We start from the raw sequence: 21,050 nt of genomic DNA on the forward strand, positions 1-21,050 counted from the left end.
GTCACAGCCCCGACCCCGAACCCCGGCAAGACAACGCCACCCGATGAACCGACCGGGTGCCAAAGCCCACACCAAAGTGAGGAACTCAGGGGATGCGCCATCGCGCCGAGGCGGCGGCGGCCCGTGATGACGCTTATATGCCCGCCCTCGGATCAGGAGTCAACACCCTCGGGGCGAATTCGTTCGTTTTTGTCCAAGCCGTTGACAATACGAAGTCTTTCGTCCGGATCGCGGTCGGATCCGGGCCCGGGCCGGGAGCTCGGGCGATTTTTTTTGGCTAGACCGGCCTCTGGCCCGGCCGAGCCGGCCGGCGCCTCCGGCGGGCCTTGAAGGGCCCGCGGATCAGGCCGGTTTCTCGGCCGAAATCATGTAGTTGACGTCCATGTCCCGGGTCAGCTGCCAGCGATCGGCGAGAACGTTGTACATCACCCCGCTCTCGCCGGAGACCGACAGGCCGGCGGCCTGCATGGCAGCCTCCAGCTCCTGCGGGGTGACGAACTTGTCCCACTGGTGGGTGCCGACCGGCAGCCACCGCAGCACGTATTCGGCCCCGACGATCGCCAGCGCCCAGCTCTTCAGGGTGCGATTGAGGGTCGCCGCGACCATCAGGCCGCCGGGCTTCACCATGCCGGCGCAGACCGAGACGAACAACGGCACGTCGGTGACGTGCTCGACGACCTCCATGGCCAGCACGATGTCGAAGGTCTCGCCGGCGGCGGCGAGCGATTCGGCCGTGGTGTTGCGATAGTCGATCGAAAGCCCGCTCTGCGCCGCGTGCAGCTTCGCCACCTCGATGTTGGTGGTTGCCGGGTCGGCCCCGACGACCGAAGCGCCGAGCCGGGCGAGCGGCTCGGAGAGAATCCCGCCGCCGCAGCCGATGTCGAGGATGCGCAGGTCGGCGAGGCAGTCGATCCGGAGCGGATCGCGGCCGAATCGCGCGCAGGCCGCCTCCTTCACCCAGCCGACCCGGACCGGATTGAACTTGTGCAGCGTGGCCATCTTGCCGCGCGGGTCCCACCAGGTGCGGGCGATCGCCTCGAATCGGGCGACCTCGGCCGCGTCGACCGTGGTGGATCTGTCCAGATCGATGCTCATTCGGAATTCCGTCTGCCTGTGTTCGGTCCGCCCATGGTCGTGGCGACCGGGGCGGGGGTGACGGCGCCTGCTCGGGCGGCGCCTGTTCGAAAAAAATCCGGCTCGACGCAGCCCATTCGCCGGGGGGCTGCCCTGCGGTCGCCCCGTTGCCATCGCGGGGCACCGCCGTTATGTATACGCGCCTTTTTCGCGCCGGGATCAGGGCGATGCAAGCCTCGCGCAGCGAGCCACCCGGCGCCGTGCGATTTCGAAGGACGACCCACCCGTCATGGCGCGCCTCGTGATGAAGTTCGGCGGCAGCTCCGTCGCCGATATCGACCGCATCCAGAATGTCGCCCGGCACGTCAAGCGCGAGGTCGACGCCGGCCACGAGGTCGCCGTCGTGGTCTCCGCCATGGCCGGGGCGACCAACCAGCTCGTCAAGTTCTGCCGCGACATCGCGGTGCTGCACGACCAGGCCGAATACGACGCCGTGGTCGCCTCGGGCGAGCAGGTGACCTCGGGGCTCCTCGCCATCGCCCTGCAGACGCTCGGGATTCCGGCGCGCTCCTGGCAGGGCTGGCAAATTCCGCTGGAGACCTCGGACCAGCACGGCTCGGCCCGCATCGCCGCCATCGACGGCGCCCCGCTGATCGCCGGCTTCGCCAAGGGCCAGGTCGCCGTGATCGCCGGCTTCCAGGGCATCCATCGCGAGACCGGCCGGATCACCACGCTCGGGCGCGGCGGCTCCGACACCTCGGCCGTGGCGCTCGCCGCCGCCGTCAAGGCCGACCGGTGCGACATCTACACCGACGTCGACGGCGTCTACACGACCGACCCGCGGGTGGTGCCCAAGGCCCGCCGCCTCGACAAGATCGCCTTCGAGGAGATGCTGGAGATGGCCTCGCTCGGGGCCAAGGTCATGCAGGTGCGCTCGATCGAGCTCGGCATGACCCACAATGTCCGCATCTTCGTGCGGTCGAGCTTCGACAAGCCGGAGGACATCGATCCGCACCGGCCCCCTCCCGGAACCCTGATTTGCGACGAGTCCGAGATCATGGAACACGAGGTCGTCACCGGCATCGCCTTCTCCAGGGACGAGGCGCAGATTTCGGTGCGCAGCGTCGAGGACAAGCCCGGCGTCGCCGCCGCCATCTTCGGCCCGCTGTCCGATGCCAACATCAACGTCGACATGATCGTCCAGAACGTGTCGGCCGACGGCAAGACCACGGACCTCACCTTCACGGTCACGGCCGCCGACTTCGAGCGGGCCAAGGACACGATCGAGAAGGCGCGCGCCGCCATCGGCTTCGCCCGGCTCGACACGGCGACCGACGTGTCGAAGGTTTCGGTCATCGGCATCGGCATGCGCAGCCATGCCGGCGTCGCCGCCTCGGCGTTCCGGGCGCTCGCCGACCGCGGCGTGAACATCCGGGCCATCACCACGTCCGAGATCAAGTTCTCGCTGCTGATCGACTCGGCCTTCACCGAGCTCGCGGTGCGCACCCTCCACACGCTCTACGGCCTCGACAAGGCCTGAGCCCGCGGCGCCGGCCCGGCCGGAGCCCGCCGGCCAGGCCCGGCGGGCCGGGACACCGCTCGGAAATCCCGTCCCGGCAAGGCGTTGCACAACGGGCGCGCGGCCCGGGGCCGACACGCGCTTTCGCTTGCAGCGGCCGCGGCGCATTCGCTATGACCGTTGCCGGAATCGACCTTCCGGCCCGCCCCGGCGCGATTCCCGACCCGGACCCGGACGTTCCTCGTCCGGCCGGCCCTTGTGACGCGACCCTTTAAGGACCTCACGCGATGCGCGGTGCGCTGGGCGGTCCACGCGTGCTGTTACGGCGCCTCCGCGAGGTCATGGCGGAGCCGGTCAGCGCGCAGGAACGCCTCGACAAGATCGTCGTGCTGATCGCCGCGAACATGGTCGCGGAGGTGTGCTCCGTCTATGTCCTGCGCGTCGACGGCACGCTCGAGCTGTACGCCACCGAGGGCCTGAACCGGCAGGCCGTCCACCTCACCGTGATGCGCTCGGACGAAGGCCTGGTCGGCCTGGTCGCCACCGAGGCGAGCCCGATCAATCTCAACGACGCGCAGGCCCACCCGGCCTTCTCGTACCGGCCGGAGACCGGCGAGGAGATCTACCGCTCGTTCCTGGGCGTGCCGATTCTCCGCGCCGGCAACACGCTGGGCGTCCTGGTCGTCCAGAACCGTGCGCGCAGAACCTATTCCGAGGAAGAGGTCGAGGCGCTCCAGACCACCGCCATGGTGCTGGCCGAGATGATCGCCTCGGGCGAGCTCACCTCGCTGGCCCAGCCCGGCGCCGAGCCGGCGGTGCGCCGTCCCGTCCACGTGTCGGGCGCGGCCCTGACCGACGCGATCGCGCTCGGCCATGTGGTGCTGCACGAGCCGCGCGTCGTCATCACCAACTTCATCGCCGACGACGTCCAGAAGGAGCTGCGCCGGCTCGGCGTCGCCATCGAGACGCTGCGGGCCGAGCTCGACCTGATGCTGGAGAGCGGCGAGGTGGCGGAGGGCGGCGAGCACCGCGACGTGCTCGAGGCCTATCGCATGTTCGCCCACGACCGCGGCTGGGTGCACAAGCTGGAGGAGGCGGTGCTCACCGGCCTCACCGCCGAGGCTGCGGTCGAGCGCGTGCAGTCCGACACCCGCGCCCGCATGCTGCGCCAGACCGACCCGTATCTGCGCGAGCGGCTGCACGATTTCGACGACCTCGCGCACCGGCTCCAGCGCCAGCTGCTCGGCTACGACCACGCGCCGACCCGCGACCGGCTGCCCGAGCACGCCATCATCGTGGCGCGCTCGATGGGTCCGGCGGCGCTGCTCGACTACGACCGCAACCGCCTGCGCGGCCTCGTGCTGGAGGAAGGCGGCCCGAACTCGCACGTGGCGATCGTCGCCCGCGCGCTCGGGATCGCCGCGGTCGGCGAGGTGCCGAACGCGACCGGTCTCGCCGATCCGGGCGACGCCGTCATCGTCGATGGCGTCACCGGCGACGTCCACATCCGCCCGACCCCCGACATGGAGGCGGCCTATGTGGAGCGGGTGCGGCTGCGCGCCCGCCGCCAGCTCCAGTATCTCAGCCTGCGCGACAAGCCGGCCGTCACCAAGGACGGCCAGCCGGTCACGCTGATGATCAATGCCGGCCTGCCGATCGACCTGCCGCATCTCGCCGAGACGGGCGCGGTCGGCATCGGCCTGTTCCGCACCGAGCTGCAGTTCATGGTGGCGGCGCAGTTCCCGCGCACCAGCGAGCAGCTCGCCCTCTATCGCAACGTGCTCGACGCCGCCGGCGGCAAGCCGGTGGTGTTCCGCACGCTCGACATCGGCGGCGACAAGGTGCTGCCCTACATGCGCAACTACGAGGAGGAGAACCCGGCGCTGGGCTGGCGGGCGATCCGCCTCGGCCTCGATCGCCCCGGCCTCCTGCGCAGCCAGGTCCGCGCCATGCTGCGCGCCGCCTCGGGCCGCGAGCTGCGCATCATGTTCCCGATGATCGCCGCCGTGCACGAGTTCGACGAGGCGAAGGGCCTGGTCGAGCGCGAGCTGACCCATCTGCGCCGGCACGGCCACCGCCTGCCCGAGCGCGTCGAGGTCGGCACAATGCTGGAGGTGCCGGCGCTGCTCTTCCAGCTCGACGAGCTCCTGGAGCGCGTCGACTTCCTGTCGGTCGGCTCCAACGATCTCCTGCAGTTCCTGTTCGCGGCCGATCGCGGCAATGCCCGCGTCGCCAACCGCTTCGATCCGTTGTCCGTGCCGGTGCTGCGCGTCCTCAAGCTGATCGTCGACCGTGCCAATGCGCACGGCAAGTCGGTCACGCTGTGCGGCGAGCTCGCCTCCAAGCCGATCGGCGCGCTCGCGCTCATCGCCATCGGCTTTCGCGCCTTCTCGCTGCTGCCCTCCGCGGTCGGTCCCGTGAAGGCGATGCTGCTCGATCTCGACGCCGGCAAGGTCGAGCGCCTGGTCGCCGCGCTGATGGCGCTGCCGCTCGGCAGCGCCTCGGTGCGCGCCAAGCTCACCGCCTTCGCCGAGGCCGAAGGCCTGTCCCTCTGAGGCTTTCCCCATGCTGCCGCAAGCGAAGCTCGATGCCCTGGTGACGCGCCACGCCGCGCTCCAGGCGGAGCTCGCCGGCAAGCTCGCGCCCGACGCCTTCGCCAAGCTGTCGCGCGAGCTGTCCGAGCTCGATCCGATCGTCGAGGCGATCACCCGCTACAAGGAGCTGCTGCGCGAGATCGACGACGTCGTCGCGATCGCCGACGATCCCGGCAGCGACGCCGAGATGCGCAGCATCGCGGCCGACGAGAAGGCATCGCTCGACGCCGCGAAGCAGCAGCTCGAGGACGACATCCGCCTGGCGCTCATCCCCAAGGACGTGATGGACGAGCGCAACGTCATCCTCGAGATCCGCGCCGGCACGGGCGGTGACGAGGCGGCGCTGTTCGCCGGCGACCTGTTCCGCATGTACGAGCGCTACGCCGCGCTGCGCGGCTGGAAGACCGAGATCCTGTCGGCGAGCGACGGCACCATGGGCGGCTACAAGGAGATCGTCGCCGAGATCCGCGGCGCCGGCGCCTTCGCGCGGCTGAAGTTCGAATCGGGCGTCCACCGGGTGCAGCGCGTGCCCGACACCGAGGCGTCCGGCCGCATCCACACCTCGGCCGCCACCGTCGCGGTGCTGCCCGAGGTCGAGGACGTCGACATCGCCATCGACGACAAGGACCTCGAGATCGACACCATGCGATCGAGCGGCGCCGGCGGCCAGCACGTCAACAAGACCGAATCGGCGATCCGGGTGAAGCACGTGCCGAGCGGCATCGTCGTGTTCGTCCAGGAGGAGCGCTCGCAGCACCGCAACCGCGCCAAGGCGATGGCGATGCTGCGCGCGCGGCTCTACGACCAGGAGCAGCAGAAGCGCGACGCGGCGCGCGCCGCCGAGCGGCGCGGCCAGGTCGGCTCCGGCGACCGCTCCGAGCGCATCCGCACCTACAATTTCCCGCAAGGCCGCGTCACCGACCATCGCATCAACCTGACTCTCTACAAGCTGCCCCAGGTGATGGAAGGCGAGGCGCTCGGCGAGATCGTCGACGCGCTCGTGACCGAGCACAATGCGGCGCTGCTCGCCGCCGAGGCCGGCGCGGCGTGACGCTCCGGCGAACGACAGGGAGACGGTCGTGACTCTGCACAAGCCGCGCTTTCCGCTCCGCTGGCGGCACCGGCTCATGCGGATGATGAAGCCGCGGACCCTGCAGGGCCTGTCGATCCAGCTCGTGCTGGCGACCGGCCTCCTCATCGCGGCGCTCTCCTGGTCCGGATATCTCGAACGACTCTACGCGCTGCTCGCCGGATGGCTCGGGTGATCGTCGCCGCCGGCTGCACGGTCGCGGCGGCGCGCCGGGCCGTGGCGGCGGCGCTGCGGGCCGGATCGCTCGACACGCCGGACCTCGATGCGCGGCTGCTCGTCGGCCATGCGCTCGGCCTCGATCACGCCGGCCTCGCGCGTGTCGCCGACCGCATCCTGACCGACGCAGAGGCCGATCACGTGAATGTGCTCGCGGCGCGCCGGGTCGCCCGCGAGCCGGTGGCGCGGATCCTCGGCCGGACGGAGTTCTGGAGCCTGCCGCTCGTCGTGACGCCCGACGTGCTCGATCCGCGTCCCGATACCGAGACGGTGGTGACGGCGGCGCTCGCCGCAATCGACGCACGCGGCGACCGGCGGGCGGTGCACCGCATCGCCGATCTCGGCACCGGCTCCGGCGCGTTGTTGCTCGCGCTGCTGCGCGAGCTTCCCGGCGCGTTCGGCATCGGCACCGATACCAGCGTCGCGGCACTGACGGTCGCGCGCGAGAATGCCGGCCGGCTCGGGCTGTCGGAGCGCGCGCGCTTCGTCGGCTGCGACTACGGCAGCGCGCTCGCCGGCGGGCTCGATCTCGTCGTCTCCAATCCGCCCTACATCCGAACCGCCGACATCGCCGCGCTCGATCCGGAGGTGCGCGACTTCGATCCGCGCGCCGCGCTCGACGGCGGCGAGGACGGGCTCGCGGCATACCGGACGATCGCGGGCGACGCCATACGCCTGCTCGCCCCCGGCGGCACGCTCGTGGTGGAGGTCGGGCATGATCAGGCGGTAGCCGTCGCGGCCCTGTTCGACACCGCGGGCCTAGTCCGGAGCGGTGGTCCATATCAGGACTTTTCCGGACACTTTCGTGCCGTCATGGCACATCGGCAAACCTGATATACAAATTTGAAAGTCTTTCCCAAACGCCGACAAAAAAGAGCTTGATTCCGCAGCGAGAACGACTAGGTTCCGCTTACGGAATCGACCTGGGTCGGTTTGAGCTGCTGCATAGGACGCCCGGAGCATAGGCTCGGCGAGGCACGCAGCAGACGCAGTCACCAAAATCCGTCTGAACAGGGTTGGTGCTGCGCCACTCGGGATCGAACACTTCAGCGGCTTGGACGCGGGCTTCGATCGCACTACGGGAGCCCCGCGAGCATCGTGAGAGGTTGGCAGCGCCGCAGACGTGCTGCGGTCACAAGCTGAGCCATCGGAAGGACTTGCGGCGTGACCCCCGTCGGCACGCCGAAAGCATCGGCTGCGCGCGGTTGCAGTCCGGTGAAGATCGGCCGTGGGCCGATGCATGCAACCATTGATCTAACCGGCGGTGGACCCGCCGCAATCAGAGGTGGCCATAAGCCGATCATGAGAAACGGTCAGAACAAGCGCATGCGGGGCCGCAACCGCAAGAGCCACAATCCCCTCACCCGGGTCTACGAGTCCAACGGCCCGGACGTGAAGATCCGCGGCACCGCTTCGCACATCGCCGAGAAGTACATGCAGCTCGCGCGCGACGCGCAGTCCTCCGGCGATCCGGTTTCGGCCGAGAACTATTTCCAGCATGCCGAGCATTATTTCCGTCTGATCGCGACGGCGAACGAGCAGTTCCGCCCCGAGCGGCCGTTCTTCCGCGGCGAGGGCGCCGCCGACTCGCGCGACGACATGTACGACGACGAGGGCGACGACCAGTCGGGCCTGCCGGGCACCGGCGAGCAGCCGACCTTCGGCACCCGCGATCCGCAGCCTTATCTGCCGCGCGACGCGCAGTTCTTCACGCCGCGCGAGCAGCCCTATTCGCGGCAGCCGCAGCCGGCGACCGCCGACGAGGGCATCGATCGTCTGCCGTCCTTCGTGACCGGCGCGCCGGCGCCCCAGCAGCAGGCGGCGCAGGGCTTCGCCCAGAACGGCTTCGAGGGTCAGCCGGGCGGCCAGGGTGGCGCCGACCGCTTCCCGCTGCATCGCCGGCGCCGGCGCCATCGTGGCGCGCGCGGCGAGGGCGCGGCGGGCAGCGAGTCGAGCGACGAGGGCTCCGCGCCGTCGCAGGAGTGAGCCGCACGCTCCATCGGGCGCGCCGCGCGGGTTTTCCGACGAGAACGCCGTCACCCTCGGGTGACGGCGTTTTTTCATGAGGCCTCTCGTCGAAGGGACGGGCACGCGCGGAGCACCGCCGCGGCGCCCTGCCCTCAGCGTCGCCGGGCCGGCAGCAGGCGGAGCAGCAGCAGCGAGCGCGCCGTCACCTCGTATTCATGGCCGAAGTCGAAGCGCTCGAGATCGTCCTCCTCCGGCTCGATCGTCTCGACATTGGTGTCGATCAGGCGCAGCCAGCCGCGCCCGCCGGCGACCTCCGGCAGCGTGAACTTAACCGGGATCTCGGCGGCGTTGACGATCAGCAGCATGGTCGCGTCGTGACCGAGCCGGCGGATGCCGGTCTCCTGGGCGCGCCCGTCGAAGATCACGCCCATGCACTTGGCGTAAGGGTCGTCCCACTGCTCGGATCCCATCTCGGTGCCGGCCGGCGTGAGCCAGGTCACGTCGCGGAGGCCGAGTTCCTCGTTCCACTCGCCGGTGAGGAAGCGATTGCGGCGCAGGATCGCGTAGTCCCTCCGGATCGCGATGACGCGCGCCGCGAACGCGTAGAGCGCCTCACCCTCCGGCGTGAGATTCCAGTCGATCCAGCTGATCTCGTTGTCCTGGCAGTAGGCGTTGTTGTTGCCGTGCTGGGTGCGGCCGAACTCGTCGCCGGCCGTGATCATCGGGGTGCCCTGGCTGAGCAGCAGGGTCGCCAGCAGATTGCGCTTCTGCCGCTCGCGCAGCGCCTTGATGTCGGGATCGTCGGTCGGCCCTTCGACGCCGTGGTTCCACGTGTAGTTGGCGTTGTGGCCGTCGCGATTGTCCTCGCCGTTCGCCTCGTTGTGCTTGTCGTTGTAGCTGACCACGTCGTTCAGCGTGAATCCGTCGTGCGCCGTGATGAAGTTGACGCTCGCCCACGGCTTGCGGCCGCGCCGGTTGAACAGATCGGCCGAGCCGGTGAGCCGGCCGGCGAACTCGCCGATCTGGCCCTCGTCGCCCTTCCAGAACTTGCGCATCGTGTCGCGATAGCGGTCGTTCCACTCCGCCCAGCCGGGCGGAAAGCGGCCGACCTGATAGCCGCCGGGTCCGCAGTCCCACGGCTCGGTGATCAGCTTGACCGAGGAGAGCACCGGATCCTGCCGGCACGAATCGAGGAAGCCGCCGCCCTCGTCGAAGCCGTAGGGCTCGCGCGCCAGGATGGTGCCGAGGTCGAAGCGGAAGCCGTCGACCCGCATCTCCTCGACCCAGTAGCGCAGCGAGTCGGTGACCATCTGCAGCACGCGCTGGTGCGAGAGGTTCAGCGTGTTCCCGGTGCCGGTGTCGTTGATGTAGTAGCGCGGCTGGTCGGGCAGCAGGCGATAATAGGCGGCGTTGTCGATGCCCTTGAACGACAGCGTCGGGCCGCGCTCGTTGCCTTCCGCCGTGTGATTGTAGACCACGTCCAGGATCACCTCGATGCCGGCGTCGTTGAGCCGTGCCACCATCTCCTTGAACTCGGAGAAGGCGAAGTCCGGCACGGCGGCGTAGCGGCGTGCCGGCGCGAAGAACGCGATGGTGTTGTAACCCCAGTAGTTCACCAGGCCCTTTTCAGTCAGATAGGTGTCGTCGACGAAGGTATGGATCGGCAGGAGCTCGACGGCGGTGACGCCGAGATCGCGCAGATGCCGGATCACGCTCGGCTGGCACAGACCCCGGAAGGTGCCGCGCAGCGGCTCCGGCACCTCGGGATGCAGCTTGGTAAAGCCCTTGACGTGCATCTCGTAGACGATGGTGCGGTCCCACGGCACCTTGGGCGAGCGCACGTCGCCCCAGGTGAAGGCGGGATCGACGACGCGACCTTTCAGATTGTTCGGGGCGCTGTCGCGCTCGTCGAACGTGGTGTCGTCGCCGCTCTCGAGCTGATAGCCGAACAGCTCGGGGCCCCACTTGATCTGGCCGAACACCGCCTTGGCGTAGGGGTCGAGCACCAGCTTGTTGGGATTGAAGCGATGCCCGTTCTGCGGCTCGTAGGGGCCGTGCACGCGGTAGCCGTAAATGGTGCCGGGCCGCGCGTCGGGCAGGAAGCCGTGCCACACCTCGTCGGTGAACTCCGGCAGCTCGATCCGCTCGAGCTCCGTCTCGCCGGCGTCGTCGAACAGGCAGAGCTCGACCTTGGTGGCGTGCGCCGAGAACAGCGCGAAGTTGACGCCGAGCCCGGTCCAGGTGGCGCCGAGCGGATGCGGCGAGCCTTCGCGAATGCGCGTCGCGCCGGCGCTGGAGCGCGGCTTCACGGGCGTCGCCGCGGTCGGCGGGGTGACGTGCTGGGTCATCGCTTTCGGTCTCCACCGGAGGATCGAGGGCGTCCGGCGGCTCGGCGACGCACCGCCCTCCGCGGCCCCGATCGGGGCGCGAGAGCGCTTCGCGTCTGAACGCCGGGAAGTTCGGACGACGGCCACGGAGGAGCATGATGATGCTCCCCGGCCGGCGACTCTCAACCGGCCCGCTCCCGGAAAGTTCCATCCGGCGATCTCGCGGCGCAGCGACCTCCCCTTGCGCACGACCGCACGGCACGGCGGCACCGTTTCGGCCTCGGTGCGTTGTCTTGCGCGACGCCCTCCGGTCCTCCGGCCGCGGGCCACCCAGGAGCGAGACATGGCCGACCGTGTGGCCGACAACGGGCGCGGCGCTGCGCAGATCCCCTCGGCCGACAGCCCGACGCTGGCGGAGCTTCTGACCCTCGCGGTCGGCGTCGTGGTGGTCGCCGCGCTCTATCTCGGCCGCGACGTGCTGGTGCCGATCACGCTCGCGGTGCTGCTCACTTTCGTGCTGGCGCCGCTGGTGCGGGCGCTGCGCTGGCTGCGCCTCGGGCGGGTGCCGGCCGTCATCGTCGCCGTCATCGTCGCGCTCGCCGTGCTGTCGGCGATCGGCGCCGTGATCGCCAGCCAGATCGCGAGCTTCGCCCAGGATCTGCCGCGCTACGAGACGACGATCCGGGACAAGGTCGAGGTGGTGCGCGAGCAGACGCTCGGGCGCGTGACGCGGCTGATCGCGCAGCTCGAGCACATGCGCCCCGACGCGGCCGGCGAGCCCGCCGGCGCGCCCACGCCCGCGCCGCAGGAGCAGAGCGGCCAGAAGCCCGCACAGAACGGCGGTCAGAACGGCGGGGAGTCGGCCCGGCAATCGCCGCTGGCCCTCGCGCAGCAGTGGGTGTCGCCGGTGCTCAGCCCGCTCGCGACGCTCGGCATCGTGCTCGTCTTCGCCACCTTCATCCTGCTGCAGAAGGAGGATCTGCGCGATCGCTTCATCCGGCTGTTCGGCTCGCGCGATCTCCACCGGACCACGGTGGCGCTCAACGATGCGGGACGGCGGCTCAGCAAGTTCTTTCTCACACAGCTCGCGCTCAACACCGGCTTCGGCGTGCTGGTGACGATCGGGCTCTGGTTCATCGGCCTGCCGAGCCCGGTCCTGTGGGGCATCGTCGCCGCCCTGTGCCGCTTCGTCCCCTATGTCGGCGCCTGGATCTCGACCCTGCTGCCGCTCGCGGTCGCGGCCGCGGTCGATCCCGGCTGGACCATGTTCTTCTGGGTGCTGGCGCTGTTCCTCGCCACCGAGCCGTTGCTGGGCCAGGTCGTCGAGCCGGTCGCCTACGGCCACTCGACCGGCCTGTCGCCCGTGTCGGTGCTGATCGCGACCGTGTTCTGGACCTGGCTGTGGGGTCCGATCGGCCTCGTGCTGGCGACGCCGCTGACGCTCTGCCTCGTCGTGCTCGGCCGTCACGTCGAGCGGCTCGAGTTTCTCGAGGTGCTGCTCGGCGACCGGCCGGCCCTCACCGCGACCGAGACGTTCTACCAGCGCATGCTCGCCGCCGATCCCGACGAGGTTCAGGATCAGGCCGAGATCCTGCTGAAGACACGATCGCTGTCCGCCTATTACGACGAGGTGGCGTTGCGCGGCCTCGCGCTCGCCGCCGAGGATTCGTCACGCGGCGTGCTCGGACCGGCACGCATCCGCGCCATCGCCGACGCCGTGACCGAGCTGGTCGAGGAGCTCGACGACTATCAGGATCGCGCACCGGCCCCCGCCGTCGAGGGCGCGAGCCCGGTCCCCGTCGAGCCGGAGGGCGAGGACGACGCGCCGCCCGGTCGGTTCGCCCCGCCCCCGGAAGAACGCACCGGCGCCTGGGCCTGCCCGTCGCCCGTATTGTGCATCGCCGGCGCGACGCCGCTCGACGAGGCGGCGACCGCCATGCTGATGCAGCTCCTCGGCAAGCACGGGCTCGGCGCGCGCCCGCTGGCGAGCGACCGCCTGTCACGCACCCACGTCGCCGCCCTGAACCCGGACGGGATCGCGTTCGTCTGCATCTCGCTCGTCGACTCGACCGGCCATCTCGCCCGGACCCGCTATCTGATCCGGCGGCTGCGGCGACAGCTCCCCGGCGTGCCGATCCTGGTCGGCCTGTGGCCGGAGCGCGACGATTCCGCCGAAGGCGAGAGCATCCGCGCCACCATGGGCGCCGATTTCTACGCCGACTCGCTCACCGACGCCGTGAACGCGTGTGTCGACGCCGCAGCGGCGTCCGCGTCGACGCGGTCCGACGAGGCCGCAGACCGTCCACAGCCCGATGCGGAACGGCCCGTCACGCCGGCCTTGTCGATGGCGCCGGCCGCACCGGCGTGAAGCTCAGCCGGGATAGAGGATCCCGGGCAGCCAGGTCGCGAGGCCGGGCACGAGCCACAGGCCGACGAGCGCGAGGAGCTGGATCAGCACGAACGGGATCGCGCCGACATAGATGTGGGCCGTGGTGATCTCCTTCGGCGCGACGCCGCGCAAGAAGAACAAGGTGGGGCCGAGCGGCGGGTGGATGTAGGAGGTCTGCAGGTTCAGCGCGATCATCACGGCGAGCCACACCGGGTCGACGCCGGGCAGCTGCAGCAGCGCCGGGGCGACGATCGGCACGACGACAAAGATGATCTCGAAGGCGTCCATCACGAAGCCGAGCAGGAAGATCGCCAGCATCACGGTGAGCAGCGCTCCGGCCGTACCGCCCGGCAGGTCGGCGAGCGCGCGGTGGACGAGATCGTCGCCGCCGAGCCCGCGGAAGACCAGGCTGAACAGCGTCGCGCCGATCAGGATGAGAAAGATCATGCTGGTCACCTCGGCCGTGCGGGCCAGCACCGGCACGAGATAGTTTTCACGATGGACCCGCAGCACGGGCTGCAGCAGCAAGGCTGCCGCGACGACGAGCAGCGCAGCCGGCACGAGAGCCACGGGGTCGCCGGCGAGTAGCCCGCGCGGATCGAAGCCGCTCTCCGAGACGAACCGCAACGCGGCAATCACGACCGCGATCAGGACGAGCCACGGCACCCAGGCGCGCGGATCGGGCCGCGCCGCGAGCAGCATCGCGCCGAAGGCACCGACCGCGGCCGCCTCGGTCGGCGTCGCGAGACCGCCGAGGATCGAGCCCAGCACGGCGACGATCAGCAGGATCGGCGCGACCAGCACGGCGAGCGTCCGGCGCGCCAGCGCGAGGCCGCGCGGCGCATCGGGATCGGGCGGGATGGCCGGCGAGGATTTCGGCGCGACGATCGCGACGCCGATCAGGAAGACGAGATAGAGCGCGACGAGCCCGAAGGCGGGCACGATGGCGCCGGCGAACAGATCCGCGACCGTGACGGACTGCGGCGCGAAGTTGCCCTGCGCGAGCTGGGCCGCCTGATAGGCGTTGCTCATCTGGTCGCCGAGCAGCACCAGCACGGTCGCGGGCGGGAAGATCTGGGCGAGCGTCGCGGTCGCCGCCACGGTGCCGGCCGCGAGGCGCTTGTCGTAGCCGTGCCGCAGCATGGTCGGCAACACGATCAGGCCCATCGTCACCGTGGTGGCGCCGACGATGCCCTTGGCGGCGGCGAGCAGCACGCCGACGATCACGACCGCGACGGCGAGCCCACCGCGCACGGCGCCGAACAGCCGGCCCATCGCTTCGAGGAGATCTTCGGCGACGCGCGAGCGCTCCAGCATCACGCCCATGAAGACGAACAGCGGGATGGCCAGCAGCACCTCGTTGGTCATCACGCCGAAGATGCGCTGGGGCAGCGCGCCGAGCAGGCTCGGCGCCATCACGCCGAGAGCATCGCCGATGGCGACGAAGATCAGCGCGACGCCGGCGAGCGTCAGCGCCACCGGGAAGCCGATCATCAGCAACGCGACGGCGGTGACGACCATGGCGATCGCGACGAGGCTCTGGAGGTCCATGGTCACGCATCCACCGCCGCGACGGTGTCGCCGCGCAGCACCGCGAGCGCGCGGCAGAGCTGGGCGACGCCCTGACAGAACATCAGCACGGCGAAGAGCGGGATCAGCGTCTTGAGCAGAAACACCAGCGGCAGGCCGCTCGCCTCGCGCGAGCGTTCCATTAACGCCCAGGAGCGCGCCGCATAAGGCACTGACAGCCACAACAGCACGATCGCGAACGGCATCAGGAATACGAGCGTGCCGAGCGCGTCGACCCAGGCTTTCGGCCGCGGCGCCATGGTCGCGTAGAAGATGTCGACCCGGACATGACCGCCGCGGGCGAGCGTGAAGGCGGCGGCCAGCAGGAACAGTCCGGCGTGGGCGTAGACGGCCGTCTCCTGCAGCCACAGCGAGCCGAGGCCGAGGGCGTAGCGCAGCAGCACGACGGCGAGCTGGACGAGCACGACGACGAGCGCGCCCCAGGCGGCGAGCCGGAACACGCCGCCGGTGACCCGGTCGATCACGTCGGCGACCGCGATCAGGCGGCCGCCCGCCGGCGCGCCGCGCGGCGCGGGCGGCGGAAACAGAACGGGTGAAACGAAACCGGGGCCGGACATGGCGCCTTATACGCCGGTCCGGCCCCGGGACAGAAGGGCCGCGCCGCGTGGCGCGGCCCTGCGTCGCGTCAGAGCAGCCCGCAGCCGCAGCCGAGCGTCCAGCTGCGGCCGTCCTCGCCGACCACGGTCGGCATCGCGTCGGCGATCATGGCGGCGGCGAGTGCGCGGCCGTCGTCGGGTCCCGACCCGAGCCCCGCGAAGCGCGGCCCGAAGTCCACCGACGCCTGCCTGCCGTAGCCCGCATAGTGCTTGATCGGCAGCCAGTCGGGGGCGACCGCGAGCGCCGTCGGCGCGAGGCTCGCGAACGCGCCTTCGCCGTGGACGATCTTGCCACCCACCATGGTCATGGCCGCGCTCATCTGCGAGATGCGGCTCTCCGGCACCGCGAAGTAGTCCTCGTTGAGCACCGCGATATCGGCCCACTTGCCTACCGAGATCGTGCCCTTCTTGTCCTCCTCGCGGGTGATCCAGGCGCCGTTCGCCGTGTAGGCCTTCAGCGCCTCCTCGCGGCTGAGCAGATTGCGGTCCGAGGCGTGGCGCAGCCCGCCGACCGTCTTGCCGGTGACCAGCCACTCGATGCCGACCCACGGGTTGTGGCTCGCGGCGCGGTTGCCGTCGGTGCCGAGGGCGTAGGGGATGCCCATCTCGCGGATGCGGGCGAAGGCCGGCGCGTCGGCGGCGGCGTCCATGCCCCACTTCTCGACATAGGCCTCGCCGTCCAGCGACATGCGATTCTGGATGCCGAGGCTGCCGCCGAGCGCCTGCAGGCGCTCGAGCGAGCGCGCCGAGATGCCCTCGCAGTGCTCGAGGCCCCAGCGCAGCTTGTCGACCGGCACCTCCTTGTGGACCTTCTCGACCACGCCGAGGATGCGCTGCGCCGTGAAGTCGAACGAGGCGTGCATGCGGAACGGCCAGCCGTTCTGCGCCACGAAGGTGAGAACCTCGGCGAGCTTCTCCTCCATGATCGGCGGCTGGCGGATCGGATCCTTGGCGAAGTTGGTGTTGTCGCCGGCCGCCCACACCGTGTACTCGCCGGCGCCGGAGAGCCGGAAGTAGTCGTCGCCCTCGTAGAGCTTGGCGGTGGCGAGCCAGCCTTTGTAGTCCTCGATCTCGCGGCCCGGGCGCTGCGCCATCAGCGTGTAGCCGATGCGCACCGTGAGCGCCTTGTCGGCGGCGAGCTTGGCGATCGCCTGATAGTGCTCGGGATAGTTCTGACCGCCGCCGCCGGCGTCGATCAGGCTGGTCATGCCGAGCCGGTTCAGCTCACGCATCATGTGGCGCGTCGAGGTGACCTGATCCTCGGGCGACAGTTTCGGGATCTTGCCGAACACCGACAAGAGGCTGACGAGGCTCGTCGTGGCGATCACGAGCCCGGTCGGCATGCCGCTGCCGTCGCGGGCGATCACGCCGCCGAACGGATCGGGCGTGTCGCGATTCCAGCCGAGCGCCCGCAGGCCCGCCTTGTTGACGAAGCCGCGGTCGTAGAGATGCATCACGTAGCACGGCACGTCGCCGGTCGCCGCGTTGATCTCGGCCAGCGTCGGCAGCCGCTTCTCCTTGAACTGGTGCGGCGTCCAGCCGCCCATCACCTGCACCCAGTGCGGCGCCGGCGTGCGGGCCGCCTGCTCCTTCAGCATCTGCAGGGCGAGCGCCAGCGAGGGCACGCCGTCCCAGCGGACCTCCTGCGAGTAGGTGAGCCCGCCGCGGATGAAGTGCGTGTGGGCGTCGTTGAGGCCCGGGATCACGGTGCGGCCGCCGGCGTCGACGATCTTCGTCGCGGGCCCGCGGAACTGCTCGAGGTCACGCCGCGGCCCGACCCCGACGATCTTGTCGCCGGCGACCGCGATCGCTTCCGCACGCGGCGTCTTCGGGTCGAGCGTCACGACCTTGGCGTTCTCGATGATGATGTCGGCCTTGCCGCCCTGCCCGCCGCTCTGCGCGACGGCGGCGACCGGCTCGATCACCTTGGCGGCCGCATAGAGGCCGCCCATCGCGGCCGCGCCGCCCATGAAATGGCGTCGCGACAGCGAGGCCGCCGAGAATCCAAACGGTTTTGTTCCGCAGAACAGGCACATGTTTCCTCTCCGATCAGTCTTCGTTGCACGGACGCGAATGCGGGGCGCGTCCGAATACGTTTGTTGGCGCGGAGAGTGCGTGAGCGCGGCGGCGCGGTCAACAGCGAGAATGCCGCGACGTGACAGATCACGTCACGGCGGGAACGACAGGTCTGGATCGTGAAATAACGAAAGGCCCGCCGCGCGGACGCGACGGGCCGGAAAGGCACGCGAGGGACTGCGGGTGAAACGCCGCTCAGCCGGCGGTCTTCAGCACGTGGTCGGCGATCTCCTCGCGCGTCGCGACATAGACGTCGTCGCGCTCCATCACGGTCTTGACGATCGCCTCGTAGGCCCAGGCGCCCGACGGGCGGCCGAAGACGTGACAATGTGCCGTCACGTCGATCACCAACGCCTGATCCTCGCTCGCGAGAACATTCGCGAGCAGGTCGTCGAACATTGTAACAAAATCGCGCGGCGACCGGCCGAATCGCATGGCGTGCGGGAGGTCGTTGATCTCCATGGTGAGCGGGATCGCGACGATGCGGCCGTTTTCGCAGGTTTGAATATAAGGCCGCTCGTCGTCGAAGACGTCGCCCTGCCACAGATAGCCGGCCTCGATCAGCAGGCGCGAGCCGTCGCGCGACGGCGTGCCGCGCGGGCTGATCCAGCCGACCGGGCGCTTGCCGGAAACGCTCTCGATCGCCTGGGTGGTCTTGTCGATGTCGGCCTTCGCCTGCTCGACCGTGAGGGTCGCCGGGATCACGTCCTGGGCCCAGGCATGGGCGACGATCTCGTGACCCTCGTCGACCATGCGCTTCAGCACGGCGGGCGTCCGCTCGGCGAGCACGCCGGACGTCATCACGCTGGCGCGGGCCTTGTGGCGGCCGAGGTTGCGCAGCAGCCGGTCGATGCCGCGGGCGACGCCGTAATGTCCCCAGGAGAGCGCATTGGTGTCGAAGGCGCCGGCCGGCAGCGGATTGCCCATCGGGCCGACGCCGGGCGCCTTGCCGTCCGACCACGCCTCGTAGGCGAGGTTGAGGATGACGGCGACGTGCCGGCCGCCCGGCCAGCGGAACGCAGTGTCGAGACGGGTGACGCGCGTGTCGCGCGCGACGAAGTCGAGCTCGGCGGACATGGGATCTCTTCGATGACGGGGAACGGGGGCGGCGGAACCAGGATGGCCGCGGGACTATAATGGCGCCCCGCCGCCCGTCCACCCCGCCCGCTGCATTGCTTCCGCGCCGTCCGGCCGCGCCGGTTCGTCATCCGAAACGGGCGAGCGCAGCTAGTCCCGCACCAGCGCGTGCACGGCGAACCAGCGCTGCGGGTCCGTCCAGGTCGTGGCGACGCGCCAACCGGCGCCGGTCGCCAGCGTGCGGAACAGTTCGGGCGTGTACTTGTAGCTGTTCTCGGTGTGGATCGTCTCGCCGCGGCGGAAATCGAAGCAGCGGCCGTCGACCCGCACGCGCTGACGCGTCTTGCTGGCGAGGTGCATCTCGATCCGGTGCTGCTCGCGATTGTAGACGGCGCGATGCCAGAACGCCGAGAGATCGAAATTGGCACCCAGCTCGCGATTGATCCGCCGCAGCAAATTGAGGTTGAACTCGGCCGTGACGCCGGCCGCGTCGTTGTAGGCGGCGACGAGCACGTCCGGATCCTTCACGAGATCGACGCCGAGGATCAGCCGCGCCCCCGCGCCGAGCAGCGCGCCGGCGTGGCGCAGGAAGGCGGTCGCCTCGTGCGGCTCGAAGTTGCCGATGGTCGAGCCGGGAAAGAAGCCGACCTTGGGCAACGCCGCCACCTCGTCCGGCAGCGCGAAGGGCGCCGTGAAGTCGGCGACCACGGGCAGCACCTGCAGACCCGGCATCTCGCGCGAAAGGCGCGCCGCCTGGCCGCGCAGGAACGCCTCGGAGATGTCGACCGGCACGAAGGCGCGCACCGGGGCGGCGTCGAGCAGGATGCGCACCTTGGTCAGGGCGCCGGCGCCGAACTCGACCAGCGCCGCGTCCTGCGGGATGAAGGCCGCGATGTCGGCCGCCCGCGCGGTCAGGATGCCCATCTCGGTGCGGGTCGGATAATACTCGGGCGTGCGGGTGATCGCCTCGAAGAGCTGCGAGCCGCGCTCGTCGTAGAAGTATTTCGGCGGAATGGTCTTCGGATCGGCCGAGAGGCCCGCGACAACGTCGGCCAGGAAGGCGCGGTGCGCTGCATCGTCGACGGGAAGCGTACGCGGCAGGCGAACATGGGCGGTCATCGGGGGTCCTCGATGGAGCCGGAGCGAGCGTCAGCGACGGCCGCTCAGGCCGGGAAGCTCGCCAGCCGCACGCCGGTGAACTGCCAGCGCGCCGACGGCGGGAAGAAGTTGCGATAGGTGGCGCGGGCGTGGCCCGGCGGCGTGGCGAGCGAGGAGCCGCGCAGCACCATCTGGTTCACCATGAACTTGCCGTTGTACTCGCCGAGCGCGCCGTCCGCGGCCCGGTAGGCCGGATAGGGCGCGTAGGCGCTGCGGGTCCACTGCCAGACAACGCCGAACGCATCGGCGAGTTCGCCCGATCGCGCCGCGACCTCCCACTCGAACTCGCTCGGCAGGTGGCGTCCGGACCAGCGCGCGAAGGCCTCGGCCTCGTAGTAGCTGACGTGACAGACGGGGGCGGCGCGATCGACAGGGACGAGGCCGCCGAGCGTCATCACGTGCCAGCCTCCGTCCTGCTCGCGCCAATGGCCCGGCGCGCGCCAGCCCTCGGCCTGCACGGCGGCGAAGCCGTCGGAGAGCCACAGGGCGGCGTTGTCGTAGCCACCGTCGCGCATGAAGGCGAGCCAGTCGTCGTTGGTAACGAGCCCGCGCGCGATCGCGACGGGGCCGACCAGCACGCGATGCGCCGGGCTCTCGTTGTCGTAGGCGAAGCCCCCGCCCTGGTGGCCGACCGTGTGGATCCCTTCCGGGATCATCACCGTGCCGGGCGCGCGCGCGGCGGCGCACCAGCGCCAGTCCGGATCGTAGGCCGGCAGGCAGGGGTTCTCGGAAAAGGCGTGCAGGATGTCGGTGAGCAGGAGCTCCTGGTGCTGCTGCTCATGGTTGAGGCCGATCTCGACGATGGTCGCGATCTCGCGCGGCAGCGCCGCCTCGTCGGCGAGGAGCGCGTCGACGGCGGCGTCCACATGCACCCGGTAGGCCCCGACGGTCGCGACGTCCGGCCTCGTCACCATGCCGCGGCGGGGACGCGCATGGCGCGGACCGGCAGCGACGTAATAGGAGTTGAACAGGAACGGGAAGCGGTCGTCGAAACGCCGGTAGCCGGGCGCATGCGGCTCCAGCAGGAACTGCTCGAAGAACCAGGTCGTGTGCGCGCGATGCCACTTGGTCGGGCTCGCGTCCGGCATCGACTGGATCACCTGGTCCTCGGCCGACAGCGGCGCCGCGAGCCGCTCGGTGTGCGACCGCACGGCCCGGTAGGCGGCGCGCAGGCCGGCCGGACGCGGCCCGGCCGCCGCCGGCTCGTCGCGGGCCGTCGCGTCCGAGCGCAGGTCGAGGTCCGGGCGAGGTCGGGTCGAGGCGCCGCGTCGCGGCGTGACGGCCGTCGTGCTCATGCTCGTGTCCGATCGCGATGGGCGGGTCGTTGCGCGGCCGGGAGGCTGCAGAGCGAGCCCGATCCCGGCCGTTCACCGAAA

15 protein-coding genes are annotated in these 21,050 nt (G+C 70.2%); 7 read left to right on the plus strand and 8 right to left on the minus strand.

What is annotated here, in order from left to right; all coding sequences use genetic code 11:
- Nucleotides 1-342 precede the first annotated feature (342 nt).
- Nucleotides 343-1,095: a bifunctional 2-polyprenyl-6-hydroxyphenol methylase/3-demethylubiquinol 3-O-methyltransferase UbiG gene (ubiG, locus tag CCR97_RS11185; protein ID WP_111357118.1), complete on the minus strand. Its 753-nt coding sequence runs from the start codon at nt 1,093-1,095 to the stop codon at nt 343-345.
- 268 nt (nt 1,096-1,363) lie between these two features.
- Here ubiG and CCR97_RS11190 point away from each other — a divergent pair, with 268 nt between their 5' ends.
- From CCR97_RS11190 to CCR97_RS11215, 6 genes are all read left to right on the plus strand, one after another.
- Entirely contained in the window at nt 1,364-2,614 is a 1,251-nt protein-coding gene (locus tag CCR97_RS11190) for an aspartate kinase (RefSeq protein WP_111357117.1), read from the plus strand.
- Between the two features lie 266 nt (nt 2,615-2,880).
- Nucleotides 2,881-5,148: a phosphoenolpyruvate--protein phosphotransferase gene (gene ptsP, locus CCR97_RS11195; RefSeq protein WP_111357114.1), complete on the plus strand. Its 2,268-nt coding sequence runs from the start codon at nt 2,881-2,883 to the stop codon at nt 5,146-5,148.
- 10 nt (nt 5,149-5,158) lie between these two features.
- Nucleotides 5,159-6,238 carry a peptide chain release factor 1 gene (prfA, locus tag CCR97_RS11200; RefSeq protein WP_111357112.1) on the plus strand — a complete coding sequence of 360 codons (1,080 nt, stop codon included), beginning with the start codon at nt 5,159-5,161 and terminating at the stop codon, nt 6,236-6,238.
- A gap of 28 nt (nt 6,239-6,266) precedes the next feature.
- Nucleotides 6,267-6,452 (plus strand): hypothetical protein, encoded by a 186-nt coding sequence (locus CCR97_RS11205; RefSeq protein ID WP_146618737.1) that lies wholly within the window; start codon nt 6,267-6,269, stop codon nt 6,450-6,452.
- A complete protein-coding gene (gene prmC, locus CCR97_RS11210) occupies nt 6,440-7,327 on the plus strand; it encodes a peptide chain release factor N(5)-glutamine methyltransferase (protein WP_111357108.1) in 888 nt (295 codons plus the stop codon). The genes CCR97_RS11205 and prmC overlap by 13 nt, the downstream gene beginning before the upstream one ends.
- A gap of 468 nt (nt 7,328-7,795) precedes the next feature.
- A complete protein-coding gene (locus CCR97_RS11215; RefSeq protein ID WP_111357106.1) occupies nt 7,796-8,479 on the plus strand; it encodes a DUF4167 domain-containing protein in 684 nt (227 codons plus the stop codon).
- A 134-nt stretch (nt 8,480-8,613) separates the two neighbouring features.
- Here the strand turns inward: CCR97_RS11215 and glgX are convergent, their stop codons facing one another.
- Nucleotides 8,614-10,809 carry a glycogen debranching protein GlgX gene (gene glgX, locus CCR97_RS11220; RefSeq protein WP_111357105.1) on the minus strand — a complete coding sequence of 732 codons (2,196 nt, stop codon included), beginning with the start codon at nt 10,807-10,809 and terminating at the stop codon, nt 8,614-8,616.
- A 322-nt stretch (nt 10,810-11,131) separates the two neighbouring features.
- On the opposite strand from glgX, the gene CCR97_RS11225 reads away from it, so the two are divergent.
- A complete protein-coding gene (locus CCR97_RS11225) occupies nt 11,132-13,156 on the plus strand; it encodes an AI-2E family transporter (RefSeq protein ID WP_111357103.1) in 2,025 nt (674 codons plus the stop codon).
- Nucleotides 13,157-13,159: 3 nt separating this feature from the next.
- Here the strand turns inward: CCR97_RS11225 and CCR97_RS11230 are convergent, their stop codons facing one another.
- From CCR97_RS11230 to egtB, 6 genes are all read right to left on the minus strand, one after another.
- On the minus strand, nt 13,160-14,728 hold the full coding sequence (locus CCR97_RS11230) for a TRAP transporter large permease (protein WP_111357101.1): 1,569 nt from the start codon (nt 14,726-14,728) through the stop codon (nt 13,160-13,162).
- 2 nt (nt 14,729-14,730) lie between these two features.
- Nucleotides 14,731-15,324 (minus strand): TRAP transporter small permease subunit, encoded by a 594-nt coding sequence (locus CCR97_RS11235; RefSeq protein ID WP_111357099.1) that lies wholly within the window; start codon nt 15,322-15,324, stop codon nt 14,731-14,733.
- Between the two features lie 68 nt (nt 15,325-15,392).
- The gene (locus tag CCR97_RS11240; RefSeq protein ID WP_201159499.1) at nt 15,393-17,399 is read right to left on the minus strand and encodes an amidohydrolase; all 2,007 of its coding nucleotides are present in this window, start codon (nt 17,397-17,399) and stop codon (nt 15,393-15,395) included.
- A 235-nt stretch (nt 17,400-17,634) separates the two neighbouring features.
- The gene (locus CCR97_RS11245; RefSeq protein ID WP_111359505.1) at nt 17,635-18,516 is read right to left on the minus strand and encodes a polysaccharide deacetylase family protein; all 882 of its coding nucleotides are present in this window, start codon (nt 18,514-18,516) and stop codon (nt 17,635-17,637) included.
- A gap of 150 nt (nt 18,517-18,666) precedes the next feature.
- Nucleotides 18,667-19,635: an L-histidine N(alpha)-methyltransferase gene (egtD, locus tag CCR97_RS11250; protein WP_111359506.1), complete on the minus strand. Its 969-nt coding sequence runs from the start codon at nt 19,633-19,635 to the stop codon at nt 18,667-18,669.
- A gap of 44 nt (nt 19,636-19,679) precedes the next feature.
- A complete protein-coding gene (gene egtB, locus CCR97_RS11255) occupies nt 19,680-20,969 on the minus strand; it encodes an ergothioneine biosynthesis protein EgtB (RefSeq protein ID WP_201159500.1) in 1,290 nt (429 codons plus the stop codon).
- Nucleotides 20,970-21,050: the final 81 nt, after the last annotated feature.

It is taken from the genome of Rhodoplanes elegans (assembly GCF_016653355.1).
Classification (GTDB): domain Bacteria; phylum Pseudomonadota; class Alphaproteobacteria; order Rhizobiales; family Xanthobacteraceae; genus Rhodoplanes; species Rhodoplanes elegans.

Excerpts from the sequence above, each read along its gene's own strand:
- CCR97_RS11215 (WP_111357106.1), top strand. The coding sequence starts at position 7,796 with ATGAGAAACGGTCAGAACAAGCGCATGCGGGGCCGCAACCGCAAGAGC.
- prmC (WP_111357108.1), top strand. The coding sequence starts at position 6,440 with ATGGCTCGGGTGATCGTCGCCGCCGGCTGCACGGTCGCGGCGGCGCGC.
- CCR97_RS11240 (WP_201159499.1), bottom strand. The coding sequence starts at position 17,399 with ATGTGCCTGTTCTGCGGAACAAAACCGTTTGGATTCTCGGCGGCCTCG.
- ubiG (WP_111357118.1), bottom strand. The coding sequence starts at position 1,095 with ATGAGCATCGATCTGGACAGATCCACCACGGTCGACGCGGCCGAGGTC.
- prfA (WP_111357112.1), top strand. The coding sequence starts at position 5,159 with ATGCTGCCGCAAGCGAAGCTCGATGCCCTGGTGACGCGCCACGCCGCG.
- CCR97_RS11225 (WP_111357103.1), top strand. The coding sequence starts at position 11,132 with ATGGCCGACCGTGTGGCCGACAACGGGCGCGGCGCTGCGCAGATCCCC.
- egtD (WP_111359506.1), bottom strand. The coding sequence starts at position 19,635 with ATGACCGCCCATGTTCGCCTGCCGCGTACGCTTCCCGTCGACGATGCA.
- CCR97_RS11190 (WP_111357117.1), top strand. The coding sequence starts at position 1,364 with ATGGCGCGCCTCGTGATGAAGTTCGGCGGCAGCTCCGTCGCCGATATC.
- CCR97_RS11235 (WP_111357099.1), bottom strand. The coding sequence starts at position 15,324 with ATGTCCGGCCCCGGTTTCGTTTCACCCGTTCTGTTTCCGCCGCCCGCG.
- CCR97_RS11230 (WP_111357101.1), bottom strand. The coding sequence starts at position 14,728 with ATGGACCTCCAGAGCCTCGTCGCGATCGCCATGGTCGTCACCGCCGTC.
- glgX (WP_111357105.1), bottom strand. The coding sequence starts at position 10,809 with ATGACCCAGCACGTCACCCCGCCGACCGCGGCGACGCCCGTGAAGCCG.
- CCR97_RS11245 (WP_111359505.1), bottom strand. The coding sequence starts at position 18,516 with ATGTCCGCCGAGCTCGACTTCGTCGCGCGCGACACGCGCGTCACCCGT.
- egtB (WP_201159500.1), bottom strand. The coding sequence starts at position 20,969 with ATGAGCACGACGGCCGTCACGCCGCGACGCGGCGCCTCGACCCGACCT.
- ptsP (WP_111357114.1), top strand. The coding sequence starts at position 2,881 with ATGCGCGGTGCGCTGGGCGGTCCACGCGTGCTGTTACGGCGCCTCCGC.